This window comes from Pseudomonas oryzae (assembly GCF_900104805.1).
Lineage (GTDB): Bacteria > Pseudomonadota > Gammaproteobacteria > Pseudomonadales > Pseudomonadaceae > Geopseudomonas > Geopseudomonas oryzae.
In genome coordinates, this window is sequence record NZ_LT629751.1 from 812,803 (window position 1) to 828,241 (window position 15,439).

Here is a 15,439-nt window from a genome sequence, read left to right on the forward strand (position 1 = left end):
GTGCGGCTGGCAAGCATAGCCGAACTACCATTGCACCCGGCGCTGCGGGTGTCTCAGTTCATTGCAGGGAGTATTGCGTGGAAAATCGACTGCAGCAGTTTCTGGAGCGCGTCGAGCAGGTGCTCGATCGCGTGCAGCCGTTGTTGCCTGACCCGCCACAGGTCATCGACTGGAGTGCCTGCCTGGCGGCGCGCTGGCAGCGCCAGGGGCGGCATGGCGCCCTGCGTCCGTTGCAGGTGCGGCTCGATCTGCATCTGCATGACCTGCTCGGGGTCGACCGCCAGCGCGAGCTGCTGGGGGGCAATACCCGCCAGTTCGTCGCCGGCCTGCCGGCCAACCATGCGCTGCTGTGGGGAGCGCGTGGCACCGGCAAGTCGTCGCTGGTGCGGGCGCTGCTGGCCGAGCATGCCGAGGACGGCCTGCGCCTGATCGAGATCGAGCGCGACGACCTGGCCGACCTGCCGCGGGTCGTCGAACAGTTGACCGGCCTGCCGCAGCGTTTCGTGCTGTTCTGCGACGACCTGTCCTTCGAGTCCGGCGAGGCCGACTACCGGGTGCTGAAGAGCGTGCTGGACGGCTCCCTGGAGCAGGCGCCGGACAATGTGCTGCTGTATGCCACCTCCAATCGCCGTCATCTGGTGCCCGAGCGGCTCAGCGACAATCTCGATGCCCGTCTGGTGGATGGCGAGGTGCATCCGTCCGAGGCGGTGGAGGACAAGGTCGCCCTGTCCGACCGCTTCGGCCTGTGGCTGTCCTTCTATCCGTTCACCCAGCCGGAGTATCTGCAGGTGGTGCAGTACTGGATCGGCGTGCTGGCGGCGCGTGCCGGGCTGGCATGGGGCTGGGATGAGGAGCTGGAGAAGCTGGCGATCCGCTGGGCCAGCGGGCGCGGCAACCGCAACGGTCGTTGCGCCCAGCAGTTCGCCCGTCACTGGATAGGGATGCGCCTGCTCGAGGGCTGAGCCGGCGCCGGGCGTGCGGGACCGCCGGGCAAGCGGCCCCGCTGTCGGCTCAGGCGGTTACCTGGGCCTGGGCGCGCGCCAGCAGCTTCTCCAGCATGGTGCATTCGGCCGGCAGGATGGCGCGCACGCTGTCACGTTGGCACAGGCGCTCCTGCAGGGCAGCCAGCCCCGGCCAGCGGTTGGCGTCGAGCGATTCGCCGCCGTGCTGCATGTTGATCAGCTGGCAGGCGAACGCCAGGTCGGCTGCGCTCGGGCGGTTGCCGACGAAGTAGTCGGCGCCGTCCAGCACCTTCTCCAGATAGTCGAAGTGCTGCGGCAGCTTGTCCTTGAGGGCGCTCTGCACCGCGGCCTCGTCGCATGGCTGGCCGCGGGTGGGCTTGAGCGCGCGGTTGAAGAACACGCAGAAGGTGGCCAGCGGGGCCAGCTCGTAGTCGGCGTATTTTTCCAGCCAGCGGATGCGGGCCTTTTCCTCGGCGCTTTCGCCGTACAGGGAGGCTTTCTCCGGGAAACGCTCCTCGATGTACTGGCCGATCACGCTGGAGTCGGCCAGCGCCAGGTCGCCATGCCTGAAGCCGGGGATGCGCCCCAGCGGGCTGATGTCGTAGAACCAGTCAGGCTGTTGCAGCGGGGCGATGATTTCCAGCTGGTAGTCGAGGCCTTTTTCGGCCAGCAGCAGACGAACCTTGCGGACGAACGGGGAGAGCGGGGCGCCGTAGAGGGTCATGCTCATGAAGACTGATCCTTGATGCAGGGTTGGGGAAGGGGTGTTTATAGCACGTGAACGACGTTCGTCAGGGGCTCGGTCGGGGGTCGCCAATTGATCGCAAGCCTTTGATTTGAAAAAAATTTCAAAAGGGGGTTGACGCCTTGGTGGTCGCTTCCTAGAATGCGCGCACTTCCGATGCGAAGCACGAATCGAAGCGAAAGCAAGATAAGAGCTTGGTGAGGAAGTTGGAAAATGTGGCAGTCAAAGCTGTTATAAGTTCCAGGCCGCGTCCCCTTCGTCTAGTGGCCTAGGACACCGCCCTTTCACGGCGGTAACAGGGGTTCGAGTCCCCTAGGGGACGCCACTAAAGCGGGAATAGCTCAGTTGGTAGAGCACGACCTTGCCAAGGTCGGGGTCGCGAGTTCGAGTCTCGTTTCCCGCTCCAATTTACAGCGCAGCGCGATAGCGATGCGTTTCTTCCGAAAGAACTTCGGGGGAGAATCAGGCGCAAGCCTGAGCGCCGAAAGGCAATGCGGGAATAGCTCAGTTGGTAGAGCACGACCTTGCCAAGGTCGGGGTCGCGAGTTCGAGTCTCGTTTCCCGCTCCAGATTCGGTTTCAGTCAGTGCATGGTGGCTGGAGCATAGCAAGACATGCGGGAATAGCTCAGTTGGTAGAGCACGACCTTGCCAAGGTCGGGGTCGCGAGTTCGAGTCTCGTTTCCCGCTCCAAACAGAAAAGACGCCACCTTCGGGTGGCGTCTTTTTTTGTGCTTTTTCTGTGCGGTGAAGGCCTCCCTGCAAGGGGGAGGCCGCTCCGCTTCAGTGGCGCGGGCTGTCGTCCGGCAGGGCGAGCAGCTGCTTCTCGCGTTCCCAGTCGAATGGCTCGTCATTCTCCTCGGCGGCGAAGCGGCGCTCGTCGAGCTGCTGATACAGCTCGATTTCCTCGTCCGGCATGTAGTGCAGGCAGTCGCCGCCGAAGAACCACAGCAGGTCGCGCGGCACCAGGTGGGCGATCTGCGGGTAGCGGTGGAACACCTGGACGATCAGCTCCTGGCCCTGGCCCATGGCATCCTCGGTTTGCCGCGGCAGGTCGGCGAGCAGCTCGTCGAAGCGCTCGAGGAACAGTGCGTGGTTTTCCTCCGGCACCTGTTCGGCCTCGCCCAGAGCGGCCAGGATGGTGCGCAGGTGGGCGAGCAGGGCGAGGTGATGGTCGAGGTAGTTGGCCATTGAAGGGAGTCCTGAGTGAAACGGCCGGCGAGTATAACAGTCCGGACTCGCTGCGCCCGACGGTCGCGGAGGCCGTCCGGGTGGACGGCAAGGTTGCATTTGTCGGCCGCAGCCCCTATCTAGTGCACTCTTTTTTCGCGCGTGTAGCCTTCATGACCCCCGCATTGACTATCCGCCAGTTGACCAAGACCTACGGCAACGGCTTCCAGGCTCTCAAGGGCATCGATCTGGAGGTCGCCGAAGGCGACTTCTTCGCCCTGCTCGGCCCCAATGGGGCTGGCAAGTCCACTACCATCGGCATCCTCTCCACCCTGGTGAACAAGACCGGTGGCAGCGTCGAGGTATTCGGTCACGACCTCGACCGCGACCCTTCCGGGCTCAAGCGTTGCCTCGGCGTGGTGCCCCAGGAGTTCAACTTCAACCAGTTCGAGAAGGCCTTCGACATCCTGGTCGCCCAGGCCGGCTACTACGGCATCCCGGCGCGCATCGCCGGCGAGCGGGCAGAGAAGTATCTGACCGAACTGGGGCTGTGGGACAAGCGCAACGTGCCGACGCGGATGCTCTCCGGCGGCATGAAGCGCCGCCTGATGATCGCCCGCGCACTGATCCACCAGCCGCGCCTGCTGATCCTCGATGAGCCGACCGCCGGGGTGGACATCGAGCTGCGCCGCTCGATGTGGGGCTTCCTCACCGAGCTCAACGAGCAGGGCATCACCATCATCCTCACCACCCACTATCTCGAGGAGGCCGAGCAGCTGTGCCGCAACATCGGCATCATCGACCATGGCCGCATCGTCGAGAACACCAGCATGCGTGAGCTGCTGATGAAGCTGCACGTGGAGACCTTCCTGCTCGATCTGCGCAGCCCGCAGCAGGGAGTGCCGCGCCTGGAGGGCTATCCGGTGCAACTGGTCGACCCGCTGACCCTCGAGGTGCAGGTGGAGAAGAGCCAGGGAGTGAACGCGCTGTTCGCCCAGCTCGCCGCGCAGGGCATCGAGGTGCTCAGCCTGCGCAACAAGACCAACCGCCTGGAGGAGCTGTTCGTCTCCCTGGTGGCCAAGAATCTCGCCGGAGGCCAGTGAATGTCCGTTGAACTGCAAGCCAACTGGGTGGCGCTGCAAACCATCGTACGCAAGGAAGTGCGCCGCTTCATGCGCATCTGGCCGCAGACCCTGCTGCCGCCGGCGATCACCATGGTTCTGTACTTCGTCATCTTCGGCAATCTGATCGGCCGGCAGATCGGCGACATGAACGGCTTCTCCTACATGGAGTACATCGTTCCCGGCCTGATCATGATGTCGGTGATCACCAACTCCTACGGCAACGTGGTGTCGAGCTTCTTCGGCACCAAGTTCCACCGCTCCATCGAGGAGCTGATGGTTTCGCCGACCTCGCCGCACGTGATCCTCGTCGGCTTCGTGATCGGCGGCGTGCTGCGCGGCCTGGCGGTGGCGGCCATCGTTACCGGCCTGTCGCTGTTCTTCACCCATCTGCAGATCCATCATGCTGTGGTGACCTTCGCGGTGATCCTGCTGGCGGCGACCATCTTCTCGTTGTGCGGGTTCATCAACGCGGTCTACGCACGCAACTTCGACGATATCTCGATCATCCCGACCTTCGTGCTGACCCCGCTGACCTACCTCGGTGGAGTGTTCTACTCGATCAGCATGCTGCCGGAGTTCTGGCAGACGGTGTCGCTGGCCAACCCGATCCTGCATATGGTCAACGCCTTCCGCTACGGCATCCTCGGCGTCTCCGACATCCATATCGGCACCGCCATCGGCCTGATGCTGCTGGCTGCCAGCGTGCTCTATGCGGTCAGCTACCAGTTGCTCAAGCGCGGCACCGGTATGCGCCAGTAAGGGCGACCGCCGGGCGGGCTTGCCTTTGCCGTCGGCGGCCGTCAGTCTTCATCTTTTCGCTTCCCGAGTTTCGCAATGGCGCAAGACGTCCACCATTCCCCGCTGGGCAAGACCACCGAATACGTGGCCGAGTACGCCCCCGAGCTGCTATTCCCCATCCCGCGCGAGCCCAAGTGGCGCGAGCTGGGCATCGACCCGCAGGCGCTGCCGTTCCAGGGCGTCGACCTGTGGAACTGCTACGAGCTTTCCTGGCTGAACGCCAAGGGCAAGCCGCTGGTGGCGATCGGCGAGTTCGCCATCCCCGCCCATTCGCCGTGCATCATCGAGTCGAAGTCGTTCAAGCTGTACCTCAACTCGCTCAACCAGACCCGCTTCGCCAGCCGCGAAGCGCTGGTCGAGGTGCTGGCGCGCGACCTGTCGGCGGCAGCCGGTGCGCCGGTGGCGGTGCGGGTGCGCACGCTGGACGAGGTGGCGGAGGAGGGCGTGGCGCACCCGGCTGGCGAGTGCCTGGACGATCAGGATATCGCCATCGACTGCTACGGGCCGCCGGATGCCGGCCTGCTGCTCTGCGATCGCTCGCGTCCGGTCAGCGAGGTGCTGTACAGCCACCTGCTGAAGTCCAACTGCCCGGTCACTGGTCAGCCGGACTGGGGGACGGTGGTGATCGATTATGTCGGTCCGGCGCTGGATCGTGCCGCGCTGCTGGCTTACATGGTGTCGTTGCGCATGCATGGCGACTTCCACGAGCAGTGCGTGGAGCGCATCTATCTCGATCTCAAGGCGTTGCTGGCACCGGAGCGGCTGACCGTGCACGCCCGCTATGTGCGGCGGGGGGGCTGGACATCAATCCCTACCGCAGCACCCACTCGGTCGGCCTGGACAACCGACGCTTGGTTCGCCAGTAAGCACGCATGAAAAAGCCGGACTGAAGCAGTCCGGCTTTTTCATATGCGGATATGGGGCTCAGATGCCCATGTTGGCCAGCGTCTGCAGGATCGAGCGCAGGCTGCCCGCCAGGGTCGGGTGGCTGGCCTCGAAGCGCTCGACCGCCAGATTGACGCCGTCCACCAGGCTGGCGTCCGGCTCGCTGGCGATCTCGCGGGCCAGCTGTACTTCGATTTCGCTCATCAGCTCGATCAGCGCGGCCTTGTCCTCGTCGTTCAGCGGCGGATCTTCGGCCAACTGATCGCGGAGGTCTTGCAGTTGCTGCTGGAGTTGGCGTTCGGGCATGACGATCTTCCTTCTGCGGTGGAGGGGTGGCGACACCGATCGCGGCCCCATGAACAACAGACTAACCCAGCCTAAGCTCAAACGGGTGATCGGCATCAAGCGGACGCCGGTCGGTTGTGGCTGCAAAAACTTTACACCTCGATATACTGCGCGGCTTGATGCGGTCGGCCAACGAAGGCCGACCGCGCCGACTGTTCAAGGAGAAAGCTCATGCGCAAGACGTGCGCTCAGTGGCTGCTGTGTTCGGCCCGCCTGCTGGCGGTGGCCGGCCTGGCCGTGTTGCCGGTCGTCAGCCAGGCCAGCGAGGAAGACCCCTGGGAGTCCTTCAATCGCCCGGTCTTCGTGTTCAACGACAAGCTGGATACCTATGCCCTCAAGCCGCTGGCGCAGGGCTACCAGGCGGTGACGCCGCAGTTCGTCGAGGACGGCATCGGCAACTTCTTCGCCAACGTCGGCGAGATCGGCAACTTCGCCAACGACATGCTGCAGGGCAAGTTCCACGATGCTGGCGTCGACACCGCCCGCTTCCTGTTGAACAGCACGATCGGTGTGCTCGGTTTCGTCGATGTCGCCACCCGTGCCGGGCTGCAGCGCAACGACGAGGACTTCGGCCAGACCTTCGGCGTTTGGGGCGTGAGCAGCGGTCCCTACCTGATGCTGCCGTTCTTCGGTCCGAGCAACCCGCGGGATGCCATCGGCCTGATTCCGGACAGCATGGCCAGCTTCAAGGGCCGTATCAGCGATGTGCCGACGCGCAACACCGTGCGGGCGGTCGACATCATCGACACCCGCGCGGACCTGCTGTCGGCCGAGAAGGTGATCACCGGCGACAAGTACGTGTTCATCCGCAACGCTTACCTGCAGAACCGCGAGTTCAAGGTCAAGGACGGCCAGGTCGAGGACGACTTCTGAGCACGCGGCCCGGGTTGCGGACGGAGCAGTCGGGAAACGGACGCTGTAAGCGTTTATTTCCCGGCCGGGCCTCCGTCTTGAACCCTGTTGCCGATGCGAGTACTGTCGCGCCATACATCGGCCACCCCGAGTGGTCACCGAAGTCGAACACGTCTCCAAAGCCGCCCGCGGCGCCGTTTGCCTGGACGATTCATGCACACAATCAGTGCCAAGCTGTTGGTCATTGACGATGACGTAGAGGTTCGTGCCAAGCTGCATGCCTACCTCGAAGATGCCGGATATTGTGTGTTGCAGGCGGCCGACGGCAGTCGCGGCCTGCAGCTTTTCGAGCTGGAACAGCCCGATCTGGTGATCTGCGATCTCGGTACCTCGGGGCTCGACGGCCTCGAGCTGATCCGCCAACTGGGTGAGCGCGACAACGGCGTGCCGGTGATCGTGACCTCCGCCGCCGGGGTGATGAGCGACGTCATAGAGGCCCTGCGCCTGGGCGCTGCCGACTACCTGGTCAAGCCGCTGGACGATCTCGCCGTGCTCGAGCACTCGGTACGCCGTGCCCTGGATCGCGCCCGCTTGCGCCAGGAGAACCGCCGTTATCGAGAGCGCCTGGAGGCGACCAACCGCGAACTGCAGGCCAGTCTCAGCCTGCTGCAGGAAGACCAGAACGCCGGCCGCCACGTGCAGATGAACATGCTGCCGGAGACGCCCTGGCTGGCTGGCGATTTCCATTTCGCCCACTGCATCATTCCCTCGCTGTACCTGTCCGGCGATTTCGTCGACTACTTCCGCGTCGACGAGCGGCGCATCGGCTTCTATCTGGCCGATGTGTCGGGCCATGGCGCGTCGTCGGCGTTCGTCACCGTGCTGCTCAAGTTCATGACCACGCGGCTGCTCTACGAGTCGCGCCGCCATCGCAACCGCCCCATGCCGGAGTTCCACCCTTCCGATGTGCTCGGCCACATCAACCGTGGGCTGATCAACTGCAAGCTGGGCAAGCACGTGACCATGCTGGGCGGGGTGATCGACGAGAGCACCGGCAAGCTGACCTACAGCGTCGGCGGTCATCTGCCGCTGCCGGTCCTCTACAGCGACGGCGAGGCGCGCTATCTCGAGGGCCGCGGCCTGCCGGTCGGCCTGTTCGAGGAAGCCAGCTATGAGGATTACGAAATCCAGTTACCGGAGCATTTCAGCCTGACCCTGTTCTCCGACGGCATCTTCGACCTGCTGCCGGGCGAAACGCTCAAGGAGAAGGAGGCTACGCTGCCGCAGATGGTTCGTCAGGCCGGCGGCAGTCTGGAGGGGCTCAACCGGGTGTTCGGGCTGGCCAACCTCGGCGAGATGCCGGATGATATTGCCTTGCTGGTGCTGAGCAGGAAGTTTGCATGAGTACGGGTAAGATCCAGTTTGCCGAGCAGAATGGCACTTTCGTTCTCAAGTTCGTCGGTGAGGTGCGCCTGACCCTGTGTTCGGCCCTGGATGCCACCATCGAGCGGATCTTCGGGGCCCGCAATTTTTCCTCGATCATCATCGACCTGACGGAAACCTCCAGCATCGACAGCACCACCCTCGGCCTGCTGGCCAAGCTGTCGATCCTCTCGCGGCAGAAGATCGGCCTGCTGCCGACCCTGGTCAGCACCAACGCGGACATCTCCCGGTTGCTCGACTCCATGGGCTTCGAGCAGGTGTTCAACATGGTCGGCACGCCGCTGCCCTGCCCGGAATGCCTGCGCGACCTGCCGGCTCAGGATCTCTCCGAGGAGCTGGTCCGGGCCAAGGTGCTGGAGGCGCATCGCATCCTCATGGGCCTCAACGAGCACAATCGCGAGGCATTCAGCGATCTGGTCACGGCGCTGGAGCGCAACTGATTCCGCCCTAAGCAAAAAGCCGACCCAGAGGTCGGCTTTTTTGTATTGCGGCTTCGCCTCAGGCCTTGCCGGCCAGCAGCGCTTCCAGCTTCTCCTGGTCACGGGCGAACAGGCGGATGCCCTCGGCCAGCTTCTCGGTGGCCATGGCGTCCTCGTTCATCTTCCAGCGGAAGGCGCGCTCGTCCAGGCTCTCGCGGGGCTCGCCCCGGGCGGTCTCGGCGCTCAGGCGGCGCGGCAGCTCGCCCGCATCGCTGGCCAACTGCTGCAGCAGTTCCGGACTGATGGTCAGGCGGTCGCAGCCTGTCAGCTGCTCGATCTGGCCGAGGTTGCGGAAGCTCGCTCCCATCACCACGGTCGCGTAGCCGTTGGCCTTGTAGTAGTCGTAGATGCGCGTCACCGACTGCACGCCCGGGTCTTCGGCGCCGGCGAAGTCGCGCCCTTCGGCCTTCTTGTACCAGTCGTAGATGCGCCCGACGAAGGGCGAGATGAGGAACACCCCTGCGTCGGCGCAGGCCTGCGCCTGGGCGAAGCTGAACAGCAGGGTCAGGTTGGTCTGGATGCCGTCGCGCTCCAGCTGCTCGGCGGCGCGGATGCCTTCCCAGGTCGAGGCGACCTTGATCAGCACCCGCTCGCGGCCGATGCCGGCGGCCTCGTACAGGCCGATCAGACGCTTGGCGCGCTCGATTGTGGCGGCGCTGTCGAAGGACAGCCGCGAATCCACCTCGGTGGATACCCGGCCAGGGATGATCTGCAGGATCTCGCTGCCGACGGAGACTGCGAAGCGGTCACAGGCCAGACCGAGATCCCGCCCGGCGCCGGCGATGGCGGCCTGCAGTTGCTCGGCATAGCGCGGCAGGGCGGCAGCCTTGAGCAGCAGCGAGGGGTTGGTGGTGGCGTCCACCGGCTGCAGGCGGGCGATGGCGTCGAAGTCGCCGGTGTCGGCGACCACGGTGGTGTACTGCTTGAGTTGCTCCAGCTTGGATGACATCAGACGAAACCCTGTCGTTACAGATCATCCGACATTAACCGAGCCCCGTTCCCCGCTCAATGACCTTCTTCAGTGATTGCCGAGCAGCTCGACGGCGCGGTCGAACACGCCGAGCGGATCGTCGCTCTTGTGCACGTCCACCGACAGCACCTGGCGGAAGCGGCGCGCGCCGGGGAAGCCCTGGGCCAGGCCGAGCACGTGGCGGGTGACGTGGTGCACGGCACCGCCCTGCTCGAGGTGGCGCTCGATGTACGGGCGCAGCCGGCGCAGCACATCGCCGCGGCTGGGCACCGGGCGCTCGCTGCTGAACAGCTCCTGGTCGACACGGGCCAGCAGATAGGGGTTGTGGTAGGCCTCGCGGCCGAGCATCACGCCGTCGAAGGTCTGCAAGTGCTCCCGACACTCTTCCAGCGTCTTGATCCCGCCGTTGAGGATGAACTCCAGCTGCGGGAAGTCGCGCTTGAGCTGCGCCGCCACCTCGTAGCGCAGCGGCGGCACCTCGCGGTTCTCCTTGGGCGACAGGCCCTCGAGGATGGCGATGCGCGCGTGCACGGTGAAGCTGCGGCAACCGGCCTCCGCCACCTGGCCGACGAAGTCGCACAGCTCGGCGTAGCTGTCGCGGCCGTTGATGCCGATGCGGTGCTTGACCGTCACCGGAATGCTCACCGCATCCAGCATCGCCTTGACGCAATCGGCCACCAGCGCCGGATGGCCCATCAGGCAGGCGCCGATCATGTTGTGCTGCACGCGATCGCTGGGACAGCCGACGTTGAGGTTCACCTCGTCGTAGCCACATTCCTCGGCCAGCCTGGCACAGGCCGCCAGCTCCGCCGGCACACTGCCGCCCAGCTGCAGGGCCAGCGGGTGTTCGCTCGGGTCGTAGGCCAGGAAGCGCTGGCGATCGCCATGCAGCAGCGCCCCGGTGGTGACCATCTCGGTGTAGAGCAGGGTATGTTGCGAGAGCAGGCGCAGGAAGAAGCGGCAGTGACGGTCGGTCCAGTCCATCATCGGCGCAACGGAAAAGCGGCGGGACGGCTCAGGTCGCGTGGTTGCTGGGGTTGAGGCGGATTTCTGTAGCATTCTCGAATATCTGATCATTGAGCTGTTTTGCTCGGTTTCGCTTGCTTCGTGCGACCGTTGCAACATTGTTGCACGTCCGGAATGACATGCTGCAAACGAAAGTGGGCACTAATGCTTCGAGGTCCCGCAAGAACGGCACCGCAGCTTACCTGGCGCAGGTTAGGTCATGCGCGATGGTGGGCGAGTCTATCAGGAAGCCAAGACCTTCGACCGTAAGCAGACCACTCAGGTTTGGGGCCGGCGACGGGAAGCCGATCTGGCCGGGTCCGGTGCGCTCGAGCGCCTCAATCGAAGGGCGCGATGGTCTGGAAGATGATCGACCGGACTTGCTGAAGAGCTACAACACTACGAACTTGACCTCCGAATCGGCAGACAGACCGCGAGTCGGATGTGGCAATCCGCAGGCATGGGCTTTCAACTCTCCGCAGTCGAAGCTTGGACGAGTATCTGGCGTTGGGGTGAGTTCCAGGCTGTCTGCTCGCGACAGGGGCGCTGCATCGCGGCGATCACCAGGCTTACTTGACCTGACCGATGCGCGCCTTCGAAATCAGTGCATTGCCTCAAGGGTAGGCGGCGGTGAGCTGCGGCGCCGGCGAGGGCGCCGCAGCCGGGCGGGGTTCAGGCCGCGGAAGGTGCCGGAGTGGCTGCGTTGGCCTGCTGGCGCACGGCAGCCAGCGGCACCAGCACGGTCAGCGCGGTCAGCAGCACCACGGCGGTGATGCCCCAGCCGACCAGGGTGAAGCCTCCACTCTCGGCGAGCAGGCCGGTGAAGGCCGGGCCTACGGCGATGCCGAGGGTCAGGAAGGCGCCGGAGGCGGCGGCGATGCGACCCTCCTGGTCCAGCGAGGCAGCCAGTGCGGTCAGGTAGGCCAGAGCATAGAAGTAGGTGGTGGAGATCATCATCACCGCGATGGTGTACATCTCCTTGGAGCTCTCGCCGAGCACGTAGCCGAGGCTGACTGCGCCGGTGCTGAGGATGCCGAACAGCACCGGGGTGCTCATGCCGAAGCGCTTGCCGATCAGCGCCGCGGCCAGCGGACCGAGCAAACCGATCACCGACTGCAGGGAGAACAGACTGCCGAGCTCCTCGCCGTTGTAGCCGACGCTGATGCCTACCTGTTCGACGAACGCCCAGCCCATGGTATCGCGCATCGAGAAGAAGAACATCGCCGCCATCATGCACACCGCGGTCAGCGAGAACAGGTTGCGGTGCTCGCGTCCGAGCTGGAAGCCGGGGGCATTGGCGTGGAGGATGGCGCGCTGCGGCATGAAGGCGATCAGCACCAGCATCAGTGCGTTGGTCCCGGCGATGGCGTAGTACAGACCGGCCAGGCCGCTGCCGGCCATGGCGTCGGCGAACACGATCATGACGATCGCCATCAGCGCCACGAACAGGATGTTCATGTGCCCGGCGGCCTGGTCGGGGTCCCTGGCGCTCGCCACCGAGGCGTTGCCGCAGGCCAGGCACAGGCCGGCGCCGATACCGGCCAGGCAGCGCACGGCGGCCAGCCAGTAGACGTCCTGGGTTGAGGCCGAGACGATGTTGGCGACGATCACCAGCACGGCGCCGCCCAGCGCCAGGGTGCGTCGCGGCGCACGGCCCATGGCCGGCGCGACCACCAGCGAGGCGAGCATGGTGAACACGAACTCGGCGGACATCAGGAAACCGGCCTGGGCGGCATCCAGCTTGAGATCGTTCATGATCGCGCTGATCAGGAAGGGCAACGCCAGCAATGGCAGCAGCCCGACACCATATGCCGCAGCAAAGGCCGAGAACACCAGCCCCCAGTTATCCGGAAGGAATTGACGCAGGTTTTTCATGTTAGTGCTCCAGTTCTTGTTGGCAGTTTTCAAGCACAGTGAATGCCTGCGCGGTGGCCGCGCAGGTGGTCCGTCTCAGCGGCTCAGGGGTTTGTCCGGATGTGCGGCGTCGACCGGCAGGCCGTCGTCGTACTGCGCCAGCCAGGCCACGGCGGCATCGCGATAGCGGGTGAAGCCCTTGTAGTCGACCAGCTCCTGGTCGAGGGTCTTCAGCACGCGGTGCATGCGCTTGGCCCACTGCGGGGCGAAGGTGGCCAGTTCCTGCAGGCTGACCAGGTAGGTGCGTACCGGGAACAGCACGGCGTTGCTGCGTGGCAGGCGGTGCAGTGGTTGCAGTTCGATGCGCAGGTTGACCAGTTCGCCGGCGTTCTTGGCGGTGACTATGGTGCGGTCCGGCGCCCAGTCCGGCAGGGTCTCGGCCGAGGTTTCCATGCGCGGGTGCACGGTCAGCGACCAGTTGGTGCGGCGCACCGGATGGCCGGGGCGCAGGCGCAGGAGGAACTTCAGTGCGCGCTCGAGGATGCCCATCTCGTGCAGCTTGGGGACCGGGCCGTGGAACTCCATGAAGCTCATGCCCAGGTTGAAGCGCAGCGAGTAGTCGGCCCGCTGGGTGGCCATGCCGGCGCCGATCACCAGGGTGTTGTCGCGCTCTTCCAGCAGGATGAACTCGCCCTGGGCCTGGCGGGTGATGTACTCCATCGGCTCCATCGGCAGGGTCGAGGTGTCGCCGAAGGTGAAGGTCTGGTCGATGCCCAGCGGGCGGTTGATCCAGTGCCACTGGCTGCCGTTCTTCTCGAGGCTGAAGTGTGCGGGGAAGTCGCGGGAGTACGACTCCATGATCAGCTCCAGCAGGTCCCACTGCGCCTCGAGCATGTGCGGCAGGCTGACGTAGTGCGCGCCCGGCTGGGCTTCCAGCGCCAGGGCCCGTTCGCGGCACTCGGTGACGTAGTGCTCGTCGATGTCCAGTGCCGCCTTGAGCGCGCCCTCGCCGAAGGGCACGTGCGGCTCCACGTTCATGGAGTACATGTACTGGTCTTCCGGGTAGGGGAAGGGCAGTCGCAGCACGCAGTCGCGGCTGTTGGCGTAGCTGTAGTCGTCGCGGTAGGTTTCGTGTTGCTTGAAGATGGCGTTCATGAACTTTCCCCGTTCAGAGGTCGATGACCAGGCGCTTGCCGCAGGCACGGGAGACGCAGGGCATGATCTTGGTGTTGCTGCGCTTGTCCTCGTCGGACAGCCAGTCGTCCTTGTGCTGGATCTCGCCGTCGAGTTCGAGCACGGCGGTCTCGCAGTAGCCGCAGGCGCCGCCACGGCACAGGTAGGGCGGCGTGTAGCCAGCTTCCTCCATGGCTTCGAGCATCGACTGCTCGGCGGCGACCTCGATGGTCGCGCCCTGGCGGGCCAGGGTGACGCTGAACGGCTGGCCGCTGGAGCCCTGCTCGACGAAGCGTTCGTAGTGGATGTGGCTGTCGGTCCAGCCCAGGCGGCGGGCGCTGTCGATGGTGTAGTCGATCATGCTGCCGGGGCCGCAGACGTAGACGTGGCTGCCCAGCGGCCGCTCGGCCAGCACTGCGGCGATGTTCAGCTGCGGGCCTGCGCCGTCGACGTACAGGTGGATGGCATCGCCGTAGCGGGCCTGCAGCTCGCGGCCGAGTCCGGCATGTTCCGGGCCGCGCACGGCGTAGTGCACCTCGAAGGGCAGGTTCTTCAGGCGCAGCTCCTCCAGTTGCGAGAACACCGGGGTGATGCCCACGCCGCCGGCGATGAACAGTTGCAGGCGGGCGTGCTTGGCGAGCGGGAAGAGATTGACCGGGGCGACGATCTGCAGCTCGTCGCCTTCCTTGAGCTGCTCGTGGATCAGCTTCGAGCCGCCGCGGCCGTTGTCGACCTTGCGCACGGCGATCTGGTAGGAGCTGGAGTCGTAGGGCGAGCCCATCAGCGAATAGGCGTTGCGGATGGTCTGCTCGCCATTGGGCAGCACCACGACGATGTTGCTGCCGCCGGAGAAGGGCGGCAGGTGTTGCCCGTCCGGGGAGACCAGGGTCAGGCGACGGATGTCCGGGGTGACATCCTCGGTGCGCGCTATGCGTACGCGCAGGGTTCCGTGATTGGACATCATGTGTCGAGTTCCTCTGCAGGGGGCAGTTCGCCGGGGACTTCGCCGTCGGCCTTGACGCCCTGGAAGGCGGCCAGGCGCCGCGAATAGTGGTCGCGCACGACCAGGTCCAGGCCACAGCCGGGGCAGCGGAAGACGCGCTGGGTGACGTTCTCGGTGTAGGTGTCGCAGTGCACGCACCAGACGCGGCGCACCAGAGTGCCGCTGTGCTCGCGCAGCACCTCGTCGCGATTCATGTCGTAGGCGCTGGCGACCTGCATGGCCGTGCCGATGAAGCTTTCCGAGCCGGCCAGGTACAGGCGGGTGCCCATGTGGGCCTGACCCAGCAGCTCGCGCAGGGCATCGAGCAGGGCCTGGTTGCTGGAGAACTCGCGCAGGTCGGCGAGGGCGCAGTCGCGCAGGGCAGCCAGGTGGTTGTGACCGGAGAAGGTTTCGGTGGAGTAGAGCAGCGTGGTGGCCTGGCGCTGGGCCTCGCTCATTTCGCCGAGCAGGCGCAGCAGCGCGGCGCCTCCGCTGCCCTGGGCGGCCAACACGTGCCGCAGGCCGCCGCTCATGAGTTTGAGCAGGTCGTAGATCGGCCGGCTCTTGATTCCTGTGATCAGCATTGCGCGAACCTCCGGTGTGTTCTGCTCGGCAGCGGGCTGGGGGTGACCGTCTGTGGTGCCGCTTTTCGTT

General features: G+C 65.1%; 15 protein-coding genes, 4 tRNA genes and 1 pseudogene. 11 read left to right on the plus strand and 9 right to left on the minus strand.

What is annotated here, in order from left to right; translation table 11 throughout:
* Positions 1 to 77 precede the first annotated feature (77 nt).
* Positions 78 to 962 (plus strand): ATP-binding protein, encoded by an 885-nt coding sequence (locus BLT78_RS03775; protein ID WP_090347691.1) that lies wholly within the window; start codon positions 78 to 80, stop codon positions 960 to 962.
* A 49-nt stretch (positions 963 to 1,011) separates the two neighbouring features.
* Here BLT78_RS03775 and BLT78_RS03780 read toward each other — a convergent pair whose 3' ends face one another.
* Entirely contained in the window at positions 1,012 to 1,692 is a 681-nt protein-coding gene (locus tag BLT78_RS03780) for a glutathione S-transferase family protein (protein WP_090347692.1), read from the minus strand.
* 264 nt (positions 1,693 to 1,956) lie between these two features.
* Between BLT78_RS03780 and BLT78_RS03785 the strand changes: the two genes are divergently transcribed.
* From BLT78_RS03785 to BLT78_RS03800, 4 genes are all read left to right on the plus strand, one after another.
* Positions 1,957 to 2,032: transfer RNA gene (locus tag BLT78_RS03785), tRNA-Glu, on the plus strand.
* A gap of 5 nt (positions 2,033 to 2,037) precedes the next feature.
* Positions 2,038 to 2,113: transfer RNA gene (locus BLT78_RS03790), tRNA-Gly, on the plus strand.
* Positions 2,114 to 2,200: 87 nt separating this feature from the next.
* A tRNA-Gly gene (locus tag BLT78_RS03795) sits at positions 2,201 to 2,276 on the plus strand.
* A 46-nt stretch (positions 2,277 to 2,322) separates the two neighbouring features.
* A tRNA-Gly gene (locus BLT78_RS03800) sits at positions 2,323 to 2,398 on the plus strand.
* Positions 2,399 to 2,488: 90 nt separating this feature from the next.
* Here the strand turns inward: BLT78_RS03800 and BLT78_RS03805 are convergent.
* Positions 2,489 to 2,896 (minus strand): PA2817 family protein, encoded by a 408-nt coding sequence (locus BLT78_RS03805; RefSeq protein WP_090347693.1) that lies wholly within the window; start codon positions 2,894 to 2,896, stop codon positions 2,489 to 2,491.
* Positions 2,897 to 3,048: 152 nt separating this feature from the next.
* On the opposite strand from BLT78_RS03805, the gene BLT78_RS03810 reads away from it, so the two are divergent.
* The 3 genes and pseudogenes from BLT78_RS03810 to queF all read left to right on the plus strand — a co-directional run bounded on the left by BLT78_RS03810 (position 3,049) and on the right by queF (position 5,663).
* Positions 3,049 to 3,978 carry an ABC transporter ATP-binding protein gene (locus BLT78_RS03810; RefSeq protein ID WP_090347694.1) on the plus strand — a complete coding sequence of 310 codons (930 nt, stop codon included), beginning with the start codon at positions 3,049 to 3,051 and terminating at the stop codon, positions 3,976 to 3,978.
* Positions 3,979 to 4,758 (plus strand): ABC transporter permease, encoded by a 780-nt coding sequence (locus tag BLT78_RS03815; RefSeq protein ID WP_090347695.1) that lies wholly within the window; start codon positions 3,979 to 3,981, stop codon positions 4,756 to 4,758.
* 75 nt (positions 4,759 to 4,833) lie between these two features.
* A pseudogene (gene queF / locus BLT78_RS03820) lies at positions 4,834 to 5,663 on the plus strand (NADPH-dependent 7-cyano-7-deazaguanine reductase QueF).
* Positions 5,664 to 5,721: 58 nt separating this feature from the next.
* On the opposite strand, the gene BLT78_RS03825 reads toward queF, so the two are convergent.
* A complete protein-coding gene (locus BLT78_RS03825) occupies positions 5,722 to 5,988 on the minus strand; it encodes a DUF4404 family protein (protein ID WP_090347696.1) in 267 nt (88 codons plus the stop codon).
* A gap of 210 nt (positions 5,989 to 6,198) precedes the next feature.
* Between BLT78_RS03825 and BLT78_RS03830 the strand changes: the two genes are divergently transcribed.
* The 3 genes from BLT78_RS03830 to rssC all read left to right on the plus strand — a co-directional run bounded on the left by BLT78_RS03830 (position 6,199) and on the right by rssC (position 8,762).
* Positions 6,199 to 6,900 (plus strand): MlaA family lipoprotein, encoded by a 702-nt coding sequence (locus tag BLT78_RS03830; protein WP_090347697.1) that lies wholly within the window; start codon positions 6,199 to 6,201, stop codon positions 6,898 to 6,900.
* Between the two features lie 192 nt (positions 6,901 to 7,092).
* The gene (rssB, locus tag BLT78_RS03835; protein ID WP_090347698.1) at positions 7,093 to 8,283 is read left to right on the plus strand and encodes a two-component system response regulator RssB; all 1,191 of its coding nucleotides are present in this window, start codon (positions 7,093 to 7,095) and stop codon (positions 8,281 to 8,283) included.
* Positions 8,280 to 8,762, plus strand: coding sequence for an anti-sigma factor antagonist RssC (gene rssC, locus BLT78_RS03840; protein ID WP_090347699.1), 483 nt, complete (start codon positions 8,280 to 8,282; stop codon positions 8,760 to 8,762). The genes rssB and rssC overlap by 4 nt, the downstream gene beginning before the upstream one ends.
* A 58-nt stretch (positions 8,763 to 8,820) precedes the next feature.
* On the opposite strand, the gene tal is transcribed toward rssC, so the two are convergent.
* The 6 genes from tal to BLT78_RS03870 all read right to left on the minus strand — a co-directional run bounded on the left by tal (position 8,821) and on the right by BLT78_RS03870 (position 15,369).
* Positions 8,821 to 9,750 (minus strand): transaldolase, encoded by a 930-nt coding sequence (gene tal / locus BLT78_RS03845; RefSeq protein ID WP_090347700.1) that lies wholly within the window; start codon positions 9,748 to 9,750, stop codon positions 8,821 to 8,823.
* A 69-nt stretch (positions 9,751 to 9,819) separates the two neighbouring features.
* Positions 9,820 to 10,830: a tRNA dihydrouridine(20/20a) synthase DusA gene (dusA, locus tag BLT78_RS03850; RefSeq protein WP_090347701.1), complete on the minus strand. Its 1,011-nt coding sequence runs from the start codon at positions 10,828 to 10,830 to the stop codon at positions 9,820 to 9,822.
* Between the two features lie 618 nt (positions 10,831 to 11,448).
* On the minus strand, positions 11,449 to 12,651 hold the full coding sequence (locus BLT78_RS03855; protein WP_090347702.1) for an MFS transporter: 1,203 nt from the start codon (positions 12,649 to 12,651) through the stop codon (positions 11,449 to 11,451).
* 75 nt (positions 12,652 to 12,726) lie between these two features.
* Complete coding sequence (locus tag BLT78_RS03860) at positions 12,727 to 13,785, minus strand: heme-dependent oxidative N-demethylase family protein (protein ID WP_090347703.1); 1,059 nt, start codon at positions 13,783 to 13,785, stop codon at positions 12,727 to 12,729.
* 13 nt (positions 13,786 to 13,798) lie between these two features.
* A complete protein-coding gene (locus BLT78_RS03865; protein ID WP_090347704.1) occupies positions 13,799 to 14,767 on the minus strand; it encodes a PDR/VanB family oxidoreductase in 969 nt (322 codons plus the stop codon).
* The gene (locus tag BLT78_RS03870; RefSeq protein WP_090347705.1) at positions 14,764 to 15,369 is read right to left on the minus strand and encodes a dimethylamine monooxygenase subunit DmmA family protein; all 606 of its coding nucleotides are present in this window, start codon (positions 15,367 to 15,369) and stop codon (positions 14,764 to 14,766) included. Before BLT78_RS03870 ends, BLT78_RS03865 begins: the two co-directional genes overlap by 4 nt.
* Positions 15,370 to 15,439 lie beyond the last annotated feature (70 nt).